Below are 16,252 nucleotides of genomic sequence, written 5' to 3' on the forward strand. Positions count from 1 at the left end.
GAATTAGGACAGTGTTGCTGTCCTATTTTGGCCTTTACGGCCGAAGAGGCGCCGAAAGCCCTGACCTTTGCAGGGTTTCACGCTATAGTCCACTCAAGCGCAGCCTTGGCAGCGCGGAGGCGACTGGGCAGGCGCGGAGCGCGGCGGCTTGCTTTTAGCGGGTCAACGCGACCGGATCTTCGATAATGCAACAGCGCTGTCACGCGCCGAACCCAGTATCAAGGGCGGCGCGCGACGAAGAGACGCCCGCTCGCGGGCTTTGACAGGAGGGAAAGATGACGAAGACGCCATCCACGGGTTTTGACCAGTTCGCAGCGGACGTGCGCGCAACGGCCAATACGCGTAAATCCGCCTCCGGTCTGCCGCGGAAACAGGGGCTTTATGATCCGCGCAACGAGCATGACGCCTGCGGCGTCGGCTTCGTCGCGCATATGAAGGGTCAGAAGTCACATCAGATCGTCAAGGACGGTCTCTTTATTCTGGAAAACCTGACGCACCGCGGTGCTGTCGGCGCCGATCCGCTGATGGGCGATGGCGCCGGCATTCTCGTGCAGATTCCCGACCGCTTCTTCCGCGAGGAGATGGCCAAACAGGGCGTTATCCTGCCGAAGGCCGGCGAATACGGCATGGGCCATATCTTCATGCCGCGTGATAAAGGGCAGATCGAGCACTTCAAGAAGGTGATCCAGGATGTGATCACAGAGGAAGGCCAGGTCTTCCTCGGCTTCCGCGACGTACCTGTCGACAACTCGTCGCTCTCCAAGGCACCAGATATCGCCGCGACGGAGCCGCACCATGTGCAGGTCTTCATCGGCGCCGGCGAGGATGCAGCGACGAACGACGAGTTCGAGCGCCGTCTCTTTACGCTGCGCAAGGTGATCTCCAATCGCATCTACGACGAGTTCGAAGGCGAGGAGAGCAACTTCTATCCGGTGTCGCTGTCGTCGGCGACCGTCGTCTACAAGGGTATGTTCCTCGCCTATCAGGTCGGCGCCTATTATAAAGACTTGTCCGACCCACGTTTCGAAAGTGCGGTCGCCCTCGTGCACCAGCGCTTCTCGACCAACACCTTCCCGTCGTGGAAGCTGGCACACCCCTATCGCATGGTCGCACACAACGGCGAAATCAACACGCTGCGCGGCAACGTCAACTGGATGGCGGCGCGCCAGGCTTCCGTGTCTTCGCCGCTCTTCGGCGAGGATATCTCCAAGCTCTGGCCGATCTCCTACGAAGGCCAGTCGGACACGGCCTGTTTCGACAACGCGCTCGAATTCCTCGTGCGCGGCGGCTATTCGCTGTCGCATGCGGTGATGATGCTGATCCCGGAAGCCTGGGCCGGCAACCAGTCGATGGCGGCCGAGCGCAAGGCATTCTACGAATACCACGCAGCGCTCATGGAGCCGTGGGACGGACCGGCCGCCGTCGCCTTCACGGACGGCAAGCAGATCGGCGCGACGCTCGACCGCAACGGCCTGCGTCCGGCCCGCTATCTCGTCACCAACGACGATCGTGTTATCATGGCGTCGGAAGCGGGCGTGCTGCCAGTTCCGGAAGAAAATATCGTCCAGAAATGGCGCCTGCAGCCCGGCAAGATGCTGTTGATCGATATGGAAGAAGGCCGCATCATCTCGGATGACGAGGTGAAGTCGCAGCTTGCGACCCAGCATCCCTATCGCAGCTGGCTCGATCGCACGCAGCTCATCCTCGAAGACCTGAAGCCGGTCGAACCGCGCGCGCTGCGCCGTGACGTTTCGCTGCTCAACCGCCAGCAGGCCTTCGGCTATACAACCGAAGACACGAGAATCCTGATGTCGCCGATGGCGACGACGGGTCAGGAAGCGATCGGCTCGATGGGTACGGATACGCCGATTTCGGCGATGTCCGACAAGTCGAAGCTGCTCTACACCTACTTCAAGCAGAACTTCGCGCAGGTGACGAACCCGCCGATTGACCCGATCCGCGAAGAGCTCGTCATGAGCCTCGTTTCCTTCATCGGGCCTCGGCCGAACATCCTCGACCATACGGGCATGGCGAACGCCAAGCGCCTCGAAGTGCGCCAGCCGATCCTGACCAACGGCGATCTGGAAAAGATCCGCTCGATCGGTCACACGGAAGATCGCTTCGATACCAAGACGCTCGACTTCACCTATGATGTGGAGCGCGGCGCCGAAGGCATGCCGGAGATGCTCGACCGCCTTTGCGAGCGCGCGGAAGCGGCGGTCAAGGGCGGCTACAACATCATCGTGCTCTCTGATCGTCAGATAGGGCCGGACCGCATCGCGATTCCCGCGCTGCTGGCGACCGCTGCCGTGCACCACCACCTGATCCGCAAGGGGCTTCGCACCTCCGTCGGTCTCGTCGTCGAAACCGGCGAGCCGCGCGAAGTACATCACTTCTGCCTGCTCGCAGGCTATGGTGCCGAAGCGATCAACCCTTATCTCGCCTTCGACACACTGCTTGACATGCATGCCAAGGGCGAGTTTCCAAAGGAAGTGGACGCCAGCGAAATCGTCTACCGCTACATCAAGGCGGTCGGCAAAGGCATCCTCAAGGTCATGTCGAAGATGGGCATCTCGACCTATCAATCCTATTGCGGCGCGCAAATCTTCGACGCAATCGGCCTGCAGTCGGATTTCGTCGACAAGTATTTCTTTGGCACTGCAACGATGATCGAAGGCGTCGGCCTGGAGGAGATCGCCAAGGAAACTGTTGCTCGCCATACGGCCGCCTTCGGCCGCGACCCGCTGCTTGCCAGCACGCTCGACATCGGCGGCGAATATGCTTTCCGCATGCGCGGCGAAAGCCACGCTTGGACGCCGGACGCGGTCGCCGCCCTTCAGCATGCGGTTCGCGGCAATGCTGAGGATCGCTACCGCGAGTTCTCCGACATGATGAACACTACGGCACTGCGCATGAATACCATCCGCGGCCTGTTCAACGTCAAAAGCGCCGAGCAGCTCGGCCGCAAGCCGATTTCGATCGACGAGGTCGAGCCGGCAGCCGGTATCGTCAAGCGCTTCTCCACGGGCGCGATGTCCTTCGGTTCGATCAGCCGCGAGGCCCATACGACGCTGGCGATCGCTATGAACAAGATCGGCGGCAAGTCGAACACCGGCGAGGGCGGCGAAGAGTCCGACCGCTACATGCCGTTGCGCGACGGCTCGATGAACCCGGAACGCTCGGCGATCAAGCAAATCGCGTCGGGACGCTTCGGAGTGACGACCGAATATCTCGTCAACGCCGACATGCTGCAGATCAAGGTCGCGCAGGGTGCCAAGCCTGGCGAAGGCGGGCAGCTGCCAGGTCACAAGGTCGATGCGACGGTTGCCAAGACCCGTCACTCGACGCCCGGCGTCGGCCTGATCTCACCGCCGCCGCACCATGACATCTATTCGATCGAAGATCTGGCGCAGCTGATCTACGACCTGAAGAACGTCAACCCGGCATCGGACATCTCGGTCAAGCTCGTCTCAGAAGTCGGCGTTGGCACGGTTGCCGCCGGTGTTGCCAAGGCGCGCGCCGACCACATCACGGTTGCCGGCTTTGACGGCGGCACGGGTGCTTCGCCGCTCACCTCGCTGAAACATGCCGGCAGCCCTTGGGAAATCGGCCTTGCCGAAACCCAGCAGACGCTGGTGCTGAACGGCCTTCGCTCGCGCGTCGCCCTACAGGTCGACGGCGGTCTGAAGACCGGCCGCGACGTCATCATCGGGGCGCTACTCGGTGCAGACGAGTTCGGCTTTGCGACGGCACCGCTGATTGCCGCTGGCTGTATCATGATGCGCAAGTGCCATCTCAACACCTGTCCGGTGGGGGTTGCGACGCAGGATCCGGTTCTGCGCAAGCGCTTCAAGGGCACGCCCGAGCACGTCATCAACTACTTCTTCTTCGTCGCCAACGAAGTGCGCGAAATCCTGGCCTCGCTCGGCTTCACCAAACTCGATGACATCATCGGCGCTTCGGAACTGCTCGAGAAGGACGAGATGCTGGCGCACTGGAAGGCCAAGGGGCTCGATTTCAGTCGCATCTTCCACAAGGTCGATGCCGCGAAGGAAGAGACTTACTGGACGAGCCGTCAGAAGCACCCGATCGACGACATTCTCGACCGCAAGCTGATCGAGAAGGCCGAGCCTGCGCTCTCCTCGAAAACGCCGGTTGCCTTCGAAGTCGACATCAAGAATGTCGACCGTTCGGCGGGCGCCATGCTTTCGGGCGAGGTTGCGAAGCGCTACAACCACCGCGGCCTGAAGGACGACACGATCAACGTCACGCTGAGGGGCACGGCGGGTCAGAGCTTCGCTGCGTTCCTCGCACGCGGCGTCACCTTCACCCTGATCGGCGACGGCAACGACTATGTCGGCAAGGGCCTCTCGGGCGGCAAGATCATCATCCGGCCCCCGGAAAACTCGAAGATCGTCGCTGAAGACTCCATCATCGTCGGCAACACGGTGCTCTACGGTGCGACCGAAGGCGAGTGCTACTTCCGCGGTATAGCGGGCGAGCGTTTCGCCGTCCGTAACTCGGGCGCAATCGCTATCGTGGAAGGTGTGGGCGATCATGGCTGCGAATACATGACGGGCGGCGTGGTGGTCGTGCTCGGCGAAACGGGACGCAACTTCGCGGCCGGTATGTCCGGCGGCGTTGCCTACGTTCTTGATGAGGCTGGCGATTTCGCTAAGCGCTGCAACATGGCCATGGTTGAGCTCGAACCAGTTCCGGAAGAGGACGACATGCTGGAGAAGCTGCACCATCACGGCGGCGACCTCATGCACAAGGGACGCGTCGACGTCTCCGGCGACATGACGCGTCACGACGAGGAGCGCCTTTATCAGCTGATCTCCAACCATCTGCACTACACGGGCTCGACCCGCGCCAAGCAGATTCTGGACGACTGGGCCGACTACCGTCCGAAATTCCGCAAGGTCATGCCGGTCGAGTACCGCCGTGCGCTCGAGGAAATGGAGCGGAGCCGGATGGGAGTTGCCGCGGAGTGAGTGCTCTAAATCGCTAAATCTGCCACTGCTCTGGCGAGCGGCATGGAGGATGCTGGAAAGAACGATGATGAAAAATCGGTTTTCGCTGCTTCATTCCTTCATCTCTCTGTGCCTCGCCGTTGCAGTTTCCGCCGGAGCCTCTTTTGAAACGGAATTCGTAGCCCTGGGCGCAGTCATGGGACTGGCCTACAGGTACTGGGGGCCTTTGGGTCTTGGGCTTTAAGATGATGAGGGACGAAAATATGGGTAAGGTCACAGGGTTTCTGGAAATCGACCGGCAGGTAGCGAAGTATCAGCCGGCGTCGGATCGCATCCGGCATTTCCGCGAATTCACGATCCCGATGTCGGACCCGGAAGTGCAGAAACAGGCCGCCCGCTGCATGGACTGTGGCATCCCCTATTGTCATGGCCCGACCGGCTGCCCGATCCACAACCAGATTCCGGACTGGAACGACCTCGTCTACAACAACAACTGGGAAGCGGCGATTCAGAACCTGCATTCGACCAACAACTTCCCGGAGTTCACCGGCCGCGTCTGCCCGGCGCCGTGCGAGGAGGCCTGCACGCTGAACCTTGAAGATGCGCCGGTTGCAATCAAGACGGTCGAGCAGGCGATTGCCGACAAGGCCTATGAGCTCGGCTTCATCCGCCCGCAGCCGGCAACGGTCCATACCGGCAAGAAGGTCGCGGTCATCGGCTCCGGTCCCGCTGGTATGGCGGCCGCCCAGCAGCTCGGCCGCGCCGGCCATGAGGTCCATGTCTACGAGCGCGAGAGCCGGCCGGGCGGCCTGTTGCGCTACGGCATTCCGGACTTCAAGATGGAGAAGAATTTCATCGACCGTCGTGTCGAGCAAATGAAGGGCGAGGGCGTCACCTTCCATTGCGGCGTTAATGTCGGCGTCGATGTGAAGGTCGAGCAGCTGCTGTCGGATTACGATGCGGTGCTTTATTGCGGCGGCTCCGAAACGCCGCGCGAAGCGGGCATTCCCGGCATCGAACTTGCCGGCGTCCACGACGCGATGCCTTACCTCGTGCAACAGAACAAGCGCGTGGGCCGCGAAAATATTGACAGTGTCGGCTGGGCGTCAGATCCGATCCTGGCGGGCGCCAAGCATGTGGTCGTCGTCGGCGGCGGCGATACCGCTTCGGACTGTGTCGGCACGGCCTTCCGTCAGGGCGCCGTCAAGGTCACACAGCTCGACATTCGTCCGCAGCCGCCGGAGAAGGAAGACAAGCTCGCCGTCTGGCCGTTCTGGGCAACGAAGATGCGCACGTCCTCCTCGCAGGCCGAAGGCGCCGTCCGCGAGTTCCAGGTCGCGACGCTGGAATTCATCGGCGAGGATGGCGTGCTGACAGGTGTGAAGTGCTGTGAAGTCGATGAGCGCCGCAAGCCGGTTCCCGGCACGGAATTCGTCATCAAGGCGGATCTCGCCTTTATCGCCATCGGTTTCCGCGGCCCGTTCACCGACAGCGTGCTCAAGGATCTCGACGGCAAGCTGACGCTCAACACCGACCGCCGCGGCTCGACCAATGTCGTTGCCAACGACAAGGACTACAAGACCTCGGTCGACAAGCTGTGGACGGCAGGCGATGTCCGCCGCGGCCAGTCGCTGGTCGTCTGGGCGATCCGCGAAGGCCGCCAGGCAGCACGCGCGATCGATGAGGCGCTGATGGGCTCCACGGTTCTGCCGGGCTGATACTGTCGCTTGAAGCCGAACATGACATGGACCGCTCGCAAGAGGTTGCGGGCGGTTGATCTATTGAGCAGTCTGTAGGGCAAACTGGTGATTTGGTCATGCGGAGTGCTTAATGACTATGAGGTTTCGGAAAGCCTTGCCGGACGATGCGGCGAATCTGGCAGCCCTGACGACCCAGGTCTGGCTGCACACCTATGCCAGGACGGGAATCCGTCAGGCGCTTTCAGATTATGTGCTGACACAGTTCACGGCAGAGAATTTCCGGCTTCATCTGGCCGCTAACACCCAGTATTTCATCCTGTGCGAAATCGACGGCCATCTTGTCGGTTATCTGCGTCTCGATTTTGATGCGCCATGTCCCGAGCTTTCCGACGTCACGTCACACTCTATGTCCAAGAGCACTTCATCGGAAAGGGCATCGGCGCCGAATTGCTGCGGGTGGCAGACCTCCTCTCGGCCATGCGTGGCGCGACGCATATATGGCTGGCCGTCAACCATCAGAACGCCCACGCTATCCGGTTCTATGAACGGCAGGGCTTTGAAAGGCGGGGCTCGACCTACTTCGAGTTCGAAGGCGAGCGTCACGAAAATTTCATCTACCTGCGCACTGTCGCTCAGCCAAAGGGCTGAAGCTTATTTGGCCGAGACCTGCTTCGGCTCTTTCGAGGCCGGAAGGCTGTAGTCGTCCACGCGTCCTGCCGGCGCCGGTTCCATCTGGCCGTCGTGCACCAGCATGTCTCGCGGCGACCTCGTCAGCGTGACCGGAGGCTGCCTGCCGCCGAGGAGCTCGGCGCCTCCGTCGAGATTGGGGTCCGAAAGGCTGATCGGCTGTGTATGCGCGGCCGGATCCGACGGCAGTCCGAGATGGGGCAGATTGCTTGTGTCGAGGCGCATGAGGTCGGGGCTTGCCTGCGTACCGAGAAGGCGACGGGCCGGCTTTTCGACGTAGAAGGCCACCTTGCGGCGTCCGGCCTGTGTCAAATTGATGCCGTCCGACGTGCGCAGGCGCACCTGCTGGCCATTGATGTCGGAACCGGTAACGACGAACTGTCCGTTCTCGTCTACGAAGCCATCCCAGATATCGACGAACTCACCGCCGATGCTTTCGACCTGCTTGCGATAGAGCTGGTTCATCTGAACGGCGTCGGCCGTCATCGAGGGTGATTCGAAGGCGGGCAAGCCGACCCAAAGCAATGGTATCTTGCGGTTGGTTATTTCCTTGCCGAAGTTCAGCACGCGCTTCTGATATTCGCCATACCAGGCGTCCGTGCGGAACTTCTCCTTGGCGACGCCGATGACCATCTGCTGCCGGTCGTTGGCGCCGATCATGACGACGACCATCGCCGGCTTCAGTTCGTCCATCATTCTCAAGAGCTGTTCGGGCCAATCGTAGTAGTCGTCGCGCACCAAGCCGGAAGCAACGTTGCCCCGGGCTTCGACGACGACGCCGGGTGAAGCCTTGAAGGCTTCCATCATGCCATCACCGAGGCCGCTCGCCAGGAAATCGCCGACAATCAGGATTTTTTGTGCGTTCTCGAGCTTCTGGACCACGGGTTCCTGAGGAATCGGCGCTGCGGGCCGCGGAGTAGCAACTGTCTTGGGTGTGACTGCAGTGCGTCTACGCTGACGCTGCGGGGCGCGCCGGACCTCGGGGGGGGCTGGATATTCATCGATATAACGGCGTCCGAGGAAGAAATCGAAGATCGAGCGGCGGTAATAGTAGCGCTCTTGGGCATCGGCGAAATCGACGGGAGCTGTGATGCCGAAAGAAAACACCAGAACGGCGGATAGCAGCGTCCTCCAGCCCGGTTTTAGCCCCTTACCCGATCTACGCATCGTCATGCCCCACCTCTCGCGACATTTTCGCATGGAGGGGACGCAGGCGTCCACTCTCCATGAAATCTATGTCGCGGATTTTTCCTTTCTAGCGCCGGAGCGCCTTCAGGAGGGGGAGCGAAGGTTCGCCATCGGCCTGCATGCCGAGGCGTTCCTGAACAGCCGAGATCGCGGCTTTCGAACCTGAACCGAAATTGCCGTCGACCTCGCCATTGTAATAGCCGAGCGTCTTCAAGCGATTTTGCAGCTCGAATTTTTCCTTCATATCGAGCGTGCCGTCCGGCCGCGGCCAAGGCTGCTTCACGCCGCCATAACCGGCGATTTCATCAGCAAGCAAACCGACGGCGAGCGCGTAGCTGTCGGAAGCATTGTACTTCTTGATGGTGAAAAAGTTCGCGGTCATCAGGAAGCCGGGACCGCCGGCGCCGGCCGGCATCTTCAGCACGGCCCTTGTTGAGCCGTCGCGGAAGCCCTTGCCGTTGGGGCGGGTGACGCCCATCGCTGCCCACTGCGCGATCGTATGTGTCTTACCGGCCTGCTTTGCCAGGCTCGCTGGAACCGAGACTTCGTAGCCCCATGTTCTGCCTGTGTCCCAGCCGTTCTTTGCGAGAAGATTAGCGGAGGTCGCAAGCGCGTCCGGCACGGAATTCCATATGTCGCGATGGCCGTTGCGGTCGGCATCGACCGCATAGAGCAGATAGCTTGTCGGGATGAACTGCGTATGGCCCATGGCGCCTGCCCAGGATCCTGTCATGCCATCGGCCGAGATATCGCCGTTCTGCAGAATCTTCAGCGCGGCGACGAGCTGCTTCTTGGCGTATTTGGCGCGGCGGTCGTCCGCGTAGGCAAGGGTCGCCAGCGCGCGCGGCACGTAGTGTAGGCGGTCGTCCTTTTGAAGCACGGCGCCATAATTTGATTCCATCGACCAGATCGCCAGGATGATGTTCTTGTCGACGCCAAAATGCCGTTCGATCGCGGTAAGGGTCGCCGCATGCTTTGCGGCCATTTTGCGGCCGATCTCGGCTGTATAGGGGTTCACGCGGGAGTCCACATAGTCCCAAATCTTGGCCCTGAATTCCGGCTGATAGGCCGCCTTTTCAAGGACTGTTGGGTCCGGTTCGGTCACGCCTGCGAAAGCTTTCCGGTAGGTTGCCTTGCTGATGCCATTTTGCGCGGCAGTTTGGTAAAAGTCCGCGATCCACTTCTGGAACCGCTGGTCGGCAGCCGCGTTATGGGGAGCCAGACCTGCGGAAGCGGTCACAATGAGGGCGAGAGCAAGACCACGAAGGGAGTATTTGCGATTCTGGGTCATCGGCAGTCGTATCCGTCATCTTCGTTACACGTGCGGCGGAGTTGCGGTTTCCGGCCAAACCCGACACTACCGGAACGGAGTCAACAAATTCTTTACCATGACCGGCTTCTCCCGTCATCCTTTGCAAAACGGTAGCGATTCTAATCTAGTTCACCCTAAATAGCTTGAGTGTAAAAGCGATCCAGCCCCCTAGGAGGTCTACGTGGGACAGCAGAAAAAAGTTCGTAAAGCGGTATTTCCGGTTGCAGGTTTGGGGACACGGTTCCTCCCGGCCACCAAAGCCGTTCCGAAGGAAATGCTGACTGTCGTCGATAAACCGATCATCCAGTATGTGATCGACGAGGCGCTCGAAGCCGGCATTGAACACTTCGTTTTCGTGACAGGCCGCAACAAGCATATCATCGAAGACTATTTCGACATTCATTTCGAACTCGAGCAAACGCTGAAGGAACGCAGCAAGCAGGCGGAAATGACGCTGCTCGCCAATCAGCTTCCGAAAGCAGGCACGGTCAGCTTCACACGTCAGCAGGAGCCGCTCGGCCTCGGCCACGCCGTATGGTGCGCCCGAGAGATCGTCGGCGACGAACCTTTCGCCCTGCTGCTGCCGGACATGATCATGAAGGTGGAAGGCAAGGGCTGCATGAAGGGCATGATCGATCTCTATGCCCAGAGCGGTGGCAACATCATCGCCGTTGAAGAGTGCGATCCGGAGCAGGCGCACAGATACGGCATCGTGGGAGCGGGCGAACCGATCGGCGAGGGTTTCCGCATCACTGGTATGGTCGAAAAGCCAGCCAAAGGCACTGCACCCTCCAACTTCTTCATCAACGGCCGCTACATTCTGCAGCCGGAAATCTTCAAGATCCTCGAGACGCAGGAGCGCGGTGCCGGCAATGAAATCCAGCTGACCGACGGCATGCTGAAGTTGCTCAAGGAACAGGATTTTGCAGGCTACCACTTCCGTGGCACGACCTACGACTGCGGCGCGAAGGATGGTTTCATCCTGGCCAACGTGGCGTTCGCACTCGAACGTGCGGATATTCGCCCGACCGTCGAAGACGGTTTCAAGGCACTGCTGAAAGGCCTTTGAGGCTAGCGTTTCAGCTTGAGACCGACGCCGGCTCGCCATTGCTGCGAGTCGGCGCCTACATCCCGCGTCGTCAGCTCGTATCCCAGCGTGCTGGTGAAATCGAGATAGCGGTTGATGTTCCAAGTCAATCCGCCGCTCGCGGTATAGACCGTCTCGTCACTGCTGCCGCCGGACGGATAGTCCCGCAAAGTCACCCCACCCAGCACCGTTGCTTGAAGATTGTCGCGCAGCTGATGCGTGATCGCCGTCGTCAGCACGTGCGAGATATAACCGCTCTGACCAGCCGTCGTTGAAGGTTGGATGCTGGTCGATAGATCAAAACGAACGTCGGTTCCACGCAGCGGCGACCAGAGGAGGTTTGCGTCGACGGTTGCGGTATCGATCGAGTCGAGGCGGCTATCATCAAAGGTTGCAGTTTCGTAGCCGAGACCGACTTCGCCTTTCAGCTTTTCTCCGAGATCGATTTCGACGCCGGCTTTGGCACCGTAGCTGTCGCCGGAGCGTGCAAAGCCTGCCGAATCCCGCGTTTCATCGTAGACCGTCGTGCCGATGGAGGCTTCGATGAAGGGAATGAGTGCGGGCGAAAGCTCGTAGCCGACGCGGGTCCGCAATGTGCCTGACGTCTGGTTGCGGTCGCTGAGCGAGACCCTCGTGCCGTTCGAAAGCACGGCGTCAGAGTAGATCGTCCGTGTCAGATCGAGTGCTGCGGTACCTCGCAAGATCCCGAAATCTCGCTCGACGGATGCGCCCGCCGAAAACTCCTGCACGTCCGATTGCTGCTCGGCATCGGCGATTGCGTCGGGATCGTCGGTGTCCTCGCGATAGAACCGGTATCCGCCCTTGATATGCGCGACCGTATCGTCAGGCAGGTCGAGGCGAAGGTCGCCGTCGATGTCGAAGGCGGGCTGCTCTTCGCCGCTACCGCTGATATTCTGCTGCCATGTGCCCTGGCTGGTGATGAGGAGCTGATGCAGCGCCCAATCGGAGGTCAGTGTTGCGTAGGCATCGGTTTCGAGGAAAGCACGGGTTTCCTTCGTGCTGCCGTCCTTCGTGGTTTCGGTATTGATCGACTGGGTAACGGAGGGGCGCAGTACGAAGGTGCCGACGTGGATGCCCGCCGTCTCCTGAGCCGAGAGGGTTTCCTCCAGTTTCCGTGGCGCCCTCCTGTCATCGACCGCTGGTTCACGGGTGTTCAGGCGGCGTATCTCCTCATCGAGGATGGAGCCGGTCGTTTCATCGGACGGATCCTGATTCGTTGCCCCGGTTGTCGTTGATGTTCCGGCTTGTTGACCTGAGTTGGATGGGGTGCCGCTGATTAATTCATCGTTGGAAGGATTTGCTATATCGCTACCATCGACTGCGCCATTGCCGGCGGGAAAAGACTGCTGTGCATTCGAGGAACCGCTATACGACTGCGAACTGGATGCAGACGAATAGCCGGATGTGCCGCTGCTGATGCTGCTCTGCGTGGACTGAGCAAACCCAGGGCCAGGTGGAAGAAACACAGCGCAGAGAACGATAGAAGACACGGCAAAACGCGTCGCGCGGAGCGGCGTCAAACTGCTCGTCTCATTTTCCTTGGCCATCCGGATTCCGCGTGTGGCATGCTCAATTTGTTACCCGAACGTAAAGCCTTGTGGTTAATCATTCGTTTCGGCTGCAGCGCTCTGTTCACAGGTTGCAAAGCGGCATGGGTGGACACCTTAAATGAAAAGCGCTAACGCAGGGCCATGAGGAAAGCGGTCAAACTTGTTGAGAACAGTGTGCTCGAATCCGCCAAGCGGACGATCGAGACGGAGAGACGCGGCCTGGAGGCGCTGGAACGCGCCTTGAGCGACGGCCTGTCTGAGCCCTTTTCTCAAGCGGTGGAGACGATCGGCGGCATTAGCGGCCGAGTCATCGTGACTGGTGTCGGCAAAAGCGGGCACATTGGTACAAAATTGGCCGCTACTCTTGCTTCGACGGGCACGCCGGCGTTTTTCGTTCACGCCGCGGAGGCCAATCACGGCGACCTCGGGATGATCGCGAGGGACGATCTTGTCCTCGCCATATCCAAAGGCGGCGAAAGCGCAGAACTGCGCAGCATCATTGCCTATACACGCCGATTCTCCATTCCTTTGATCGCGCTCACGTGCAGCGAGCGCTCGTCGCTGGCAACAGCATCCGACATCGTATTGCTGATCCCGAACGAACAGGAAGCCTGCCCGAACGGGCTTGCGCCAACGACATCGACATTGATGCAGCTCGCCCTCGGGGATGCGCTGGCGATCGCGTTGCTTGAAGCGCGCGGTTTCACGGCGCGGGATTTCCATGTCTTCCATCCGGGCGGAAAGCTCGGCGCCAGCCTGACGCATGTCGGCGACGTCATGCACACTGGCGAGCGCGTGCCGCTAGTGCCGAAGGGGACGCCGATGCCGGAGGCGATCCAAGTGCTGTCGCGCAAGCATTTCGGCTGCGTCGGCGTTCTAGAGGAAGACGGGCGGCTCTGCGGCATCGTTACCGAGGGGGACATTGCCCGCAACCTGACACGCAATCTGTCCGAGCTTTGCGTCGACGATATCATGACGCGCACGCCGAAGACCGTGAAGCCGACGGCGCTTGCAACAAGCGCGCTGGCATTGCTGGAGCAGTATCAAATCGGCGCACTGATCGTCATCGATGACGACAACAGACCGGCGGGCCTGGTGCATTTTCACGATCTCTTGCGGATCGGCGTCGCTTGATTAGAGCGGCTCGACCGTCAGGTCGCGGCCATTGCTTGCGACCACCTTCACCTGCGTTCCGGCCGGGAGGTTCGGGCCTGTCACCCGCCAGATCGTATCATCGAGGCGAATGCGGCCACGGCCTTCGGCGATCGGTTCCGAGAGCGTTGCCGTTCGGCCGACGAGACTTGCGCCCCGCTGATTGAGGAAGGGCTCGTCAGTCACATCATGGCGAAGCGTTAGCCGGCGGCCGAGGAGTGTCGCGGCAACGGCCAGGACAGCGAACAGGATGAGCTGCGTTTCCCAGACCCAGAAGGCGGCATCCCAAAACAGTAGCGACAGAACGCCTATGGCGAGTGCGGCGAGCCCGATCCAGACGAGGAAAAAGCCAGGCACGATCATCTCGGCGGCAAGCAGCACCAGGCCCACGATCCACCAGCTCCATGGTCCCAATTCTGCAACGATGCGTGCCAGCATTCGTCAGCGCTCCGGGGTTTGGTTGAAGGGATTGACCGGCGGGTTCGTGCGCGACGGCACTTGACGCGGACGTGGCGGGGAGGGCGGATTGTTGCCGTCGCCGAAGACCTCCCTAGCGATCGCGCCGATGCCGCTCAGAGAGCCGATAATGGACGAGGCTTCCATCGGCATCATGACAATCTTGGAATTGGAAGCCGAGCCGATCGCGGTAAGAGCCTCGGTATATTTTTGGGCGACGAAGTAGTTGATCGCCTGCACATCGCCGGCGGCGATTGCTTCCGAGACCATCTTTGTCGCCTTGGCCTCGGCCTCGGCCAGACGCTCCCGGGCTTCCGCCTCGCGAAACGCTGCCTCGCGCTGGCCTTCCGCTTCGAGGATCGCCGATTGCTTGGCCCCTTCGGCGCGAAGGATCTGGGCGTTGCGCGAACCTTCGGCTTCCAGAATTTGGGCACGCTTCTCACGTTCGGCCTTCATCTGCCGTGCCATGGCGTCGACGAGATCGGTCGGTGGACGGATGTCCTTGATCTCGATGCGCGTGACCTTGATACCCCAGGGCTGCACTGCGTCATCAACGACGCGCAGCAGCCGGTCGTTGATCGCATCGCGGTTGGACAGAAGCTCGTCGAGATCCATGGAGCCCATGACGGAGCGGATATTGGTCATCGTCAGGTTGAGGATGGCGTTTTCGAGATTGGAGACCTGGTAGGCGGCCTGAGCGGCATTCAGGACCTGGTAGAAGGCGACGGCATCGGCGGCGACGGAGGCGTTGTCGCGGGTGATGACTTCCTGGGTAGGAACATCGAGAACCTGCTCCATGACGTTCAAGCGGGCGCCGACGCGCTCGATGAAGGGCGTGATGATGTTGAGGCCCGGCTCCAGCGTCCGCGTATAGCGTCCGAAGCGCTCGATCGTATAGCGATAGCCCTGCGGCACCGTCTTGACGCCTGCAAAAAGCACCAGGATGACGAAGACGACGAGCGCAATAACGACGATATCGAAACCGCCCAAGACCATGAAACCCCTCCCTCGGCGCAGGCCGCGCCACAACATCGGATGTGATGAGTTAACATGTTCTTTGCAATTGGGAAATGACGACCGTCAGACCCAGCCGAGCAACTCGCGACGCACGACTTTTTCCAGCACGCGCATGCCGTCGTCGCTGTCGTTGAGGCAGGGGATATGCGTAAATTTCTCGCCGCCGTTCGCATGGAAGGAGTGAGCCGCCTGCTCGGCGATCTCTTCCAGTGTCTCCAGACAGTCGGAGACGAAACCCGGATTAAGGACGGCGATGCGTTTGACGCCGTCCTGCGCCAGCTTCTCGACGGTCTTGTCCGTATAGGGTTGCAGCCATTCTTCCGGCCCGAAGCGGGACTGGAAGGTGACCATGAACTTCTCCTCCGGAAGGCCGAGCTTTTTGCGGAGCAGGTGCCCTGTCTTCTGGCACTGGAAGTAATAGGGATCGCCTTGTTCGGAATAGGAGAGTGGAATGCCGTGAAACGAAGCAAGGATCATCTCCGGTTCCCAGTCGAGCGTCGCAAGATGCTTCGTCACCGAACTGGCGAGCGCCTCGATATAGGTTTCATCGTCATGGTAGTCCGGCACGGTCCGCAGCGCCGGCTGCCAGCGCATCTTCAAGAGATGCTGGAATGCCTTGTCGTTGACCGTCGCGGTCGTTGCTGCCGCATATTGCGGATAGAGCGGGAAAAGAACGATGCGGTCGCAGCCTTCGTCCTTTAGTGCGTCGATGCGCGAGCCGATGGAGGGCGTGCCGTAGCGCATCGCCCAATCGACTTTGACGTTCGGCAGGTCCTTCAGACGCGCGGCCATGAGATCGGACTGGTTGCGCGTGTAGGTACGCAGATAGCTCTCGTTATTATCCTTGTTCCAGATCGTCTCGTAGGCCTTACCGACCTTCTGCGGGCGGGTGTTCAGGACAATGCCGAAGAGGATCGGATACCATTTCCACGGCGACCATTCGATGACGCGTTTGTCTGTCAGGAATTCGCGCAGATAGCGTCGCATGGATGTGTAGTCGGTGCCGTCAGGCGTGCCGAGATTGACGAGAAGAACACCGACCCTGCCGAACTTGACGGGTGGATGCTCCGCCGGGAGGTATGAAGTCGCAATGGTCATCTTGGCCCCAA

At 60.5% G+C, this 16,252-nt stretch carries 11 protein-coding genes; 5 read left to right on the forward strand and 6 right to left on the reverse strand.

Annotation, left to right across the window (positions count from 1 at the left end):
- The first annotated feature begins 275 nt into the window (after positions 1–275).
- The 3 genes from gltB (at position 276) to ACZ9BX_RS19305 (ending at position 7,321) form a co-directional block, all read left to right on the forward strand.
- Positions 276–4,994 (forward strand): glutamate synthase large subunit, encoded by a 4,719-nt coding sequence (gltB, locus tag ACZ9BX_RS19295; protein ID WP_476219651.1) that lies wholly within the window; start codon positions 276–278, stop codon positions 4,992–4,994.
- A gap of 242 nt (positions 4,995–5,236) precedes the next feature.
- Positions 5,237–6,691, forward strand: coding sequence for a glutamate synthase subunit beta (locus ACZ9BX_RS19300; protein ID WP_132562666.1), 1,455 nt, complete (start codon positions 5,237–5,239; stop codon positions 6,689–6,691).
- Positions 6,692–7,045: 354 nt separating this feature from the next.
- Positions 7,046–7,321 carry a GNAT family N-acetyltransferase gene (locus tag ACZ9BX_RS19305; protein WP_476219653.1) on the forward strand — a complete coding sequence of 92 codons (276 nt, stop codon included), beginning with the start codon at positions 7,046–7,048 and terminating at the stop codon, positions 7,319–7,321.
- Positions 7,322–7,324: 3 nt separating this feature from the next.
- On the opposite strand, the gene ACZ9BX_RS19310 is transcribed toward ACZ9BX_RS19305, so the two are convergent.
- Positions 7,325–8,527 carry an SGNH/GDSL hydrolase family protein gene (locus ACZ9BX_RS19310; RefSeq protein WP_476220072.1) on the reverse strand — a complete coding sequence of 401 codons (1,203 nt, stop codon included), beginning with the start codon at positions 8,525–8,527 and terminating at the stop codon, positions 7,325–7,327.
- 88 nt (positions 8,528–8,615) lie between these two features.
- Positions 8,616–9,839 (reverse strand): lytic murein transglycosylase, encoded by a 1,224-nt coding sequence (locus ACZ9BX_RS19315; protein WP_476219655.1) that lies wholly within the window; start codon positions 9,837–9,839, stop codon positions 8,616–8,618.
- 202 nt (positions 9,840–10,041) lie between these two features.
- Between ACZ9BX_RS19315 and galU the strand changes: the two genes are divergently transcribed.
- Positions 10,042–10,929: a UTP--glucose-1-phosphate uridylyltransferase GalU gene (gene galU / locus ACZ9BX_RS19320; protein ID WP_027508033.1), complete on the forward strand. Its 888-nt coding sequence runs from the start codon at positions 10,042–10,044 to the stop codon at positions 10,927–10,929.
- Positions 10,930–10,931: 2 nt separating this feature from the next.
- Here the strand turns inward: galU and ACZ9BX_RS19325 are convergent, their stop codons facing one another.
- A complete protein-coding gene (locus ACZ9BX_RS19325) occupies positions 10,932–12,515 on the reverse strand; it encodes an outer membrane beta-barrel protein (RefSeq protein WP_476219658.1) in 1,584 nt (527 codons plus the stop codon).
- A 144-nt stretch (positions 12,516–12,659) separates the two neighbouring features.
- On the opposite strand from ACZ9BX_RS19325, the gene ACZ9BX_RS19330 reads away from it, so the two are divergent.
- The gene (locus tag ACZ9BX_RS19330; RefSeq protein ID WP_476219659.1) at positions 12,660–13,652 is read left to right on the forward strand and encodes a KpsF/GutQ family sugar-phosphate isomerase; all 993 of its coding nucleotides are present in this window, start codon (positions 12,660–12,662) and stop codon (positions 13,650–13,652) included.
- Here the strand turns inward: ACZ9BX_RS19330 and ACZ9BX_RS19335 are convergent, their stop codons facing one another.
- The 3 genes from ACZ9BX_RS19335 to hemH form a co-directional block, all read right to left on the reverse strand.
- Entirely contained in the window at positions 13,653–14,108 is a 456-nt protein-coding gene (locus tag ACZ9BX_RS19335; RefSeq protein WP_476219661.1) for an NfeD family protein, read from the reverse strand.
- A 3-nt stretch (positions 14,109–14,111) separates the two neighbouring features.
- Positions 14,112–15,122 carry an SPFH domain-containing protein gene (locus ACZ9BX_RS19340; RefSeq protein ID WP_476219662.1) on the reverse strand — a complete coding sequence of 337 codons (1,011 nt, stop codon included), beginning with the start codon at positions 15,120–15,122 and terminating at the stop codon, positions 14,112–14,114.
- Between the two features lie 84 nt (positions 15,123–15,206).
- Complete coding sequence (hemH, locus tag ACZ9BX_RS19345) at positions 15,207–16,241, reverse strand: ferrochelatase (RefSeq protein WP_476219663.1); 1,035 nt, start codon at positions 16,239–16,241, stop codon at positions 15,207–15,209.
- Between the last annotated feature and the right edge of the window lie 11 nt (positions 16,242–16,252).

The organism is Rhizobium sp. USDA 3886 (assembly GCF_056279785.1).

Coding starts and splice junctions, on each gene's coding strand:
- ACZ9BX_RS19325 (WP_476219658.1), bottom strand. CDS start 12,515: ATGGCCAAGGAAAATGAGACGAGCAGTTTGACGCCGCTCCGCGCGACG.
- gltB (WP_476219651.1), top strand. CDS start 276: ATGACGAAGACGCCATCCACGGGTTTTGACCAGTTCGCAGCGGACGTG.
- ACZ9BX_RS19305 (WP_476219653.1), top strand. CDS start 7,046: ATGTCCCGAGCTTTCCGACGTCACGTCACACTCTATGTCCAAGAGCAC.
- ACZ9BX_RS19330 (WP_476219659.1), top strand. CDS start 12,660: ATGAGGAAAGCGGTCAAACTTGTTGAGAACAGTGTGCTCGAATCCGCC.
- ACZ9BX_RS19310 (WP_476220072.1), bottom strand. CDS start 8,527: ATGCGTAGATCGGGTAAGGGGCTAAAACCGGGCTGGAGGACGCTGCTA.
- ACZ9BX_RS19335 (WP_476219661.1), bottom strand. CDS start 14,108: ATGCTGGCACGCATCGTTGCAGAATTGGGACCATGGAGCTGGTGGATC.
- ACZ9BX_RS19315 (WP_476219655.1), bottom strand. CDS start 9,839: ATGACCCAGAATCGCAAATACTCCCTTCGTGGTCTTGCTCTCGCCCTC.
- ACZ9BX_RS19340 (WP_476219662.1), bottom strand. CDS start 15,122: ATGGTCTTGGGCGGTTTCGATATCGTCGTTATTGCGCTCGTCGTCTTC.
- hemH (WP_476219663.1), bottom strand. CDS start 16,241: ATGACCATTGCGACTTCATACCTCCCGGCGGAGCATCCACCCGTCAAG.
- ACZ9BX_RS19300 (WP_132562666.1), top strand. CDS start 5,237: ATGGGTAAGGTCACAGGGTTTCTGGAAATCGACCGGCAGGTAGCGAAG.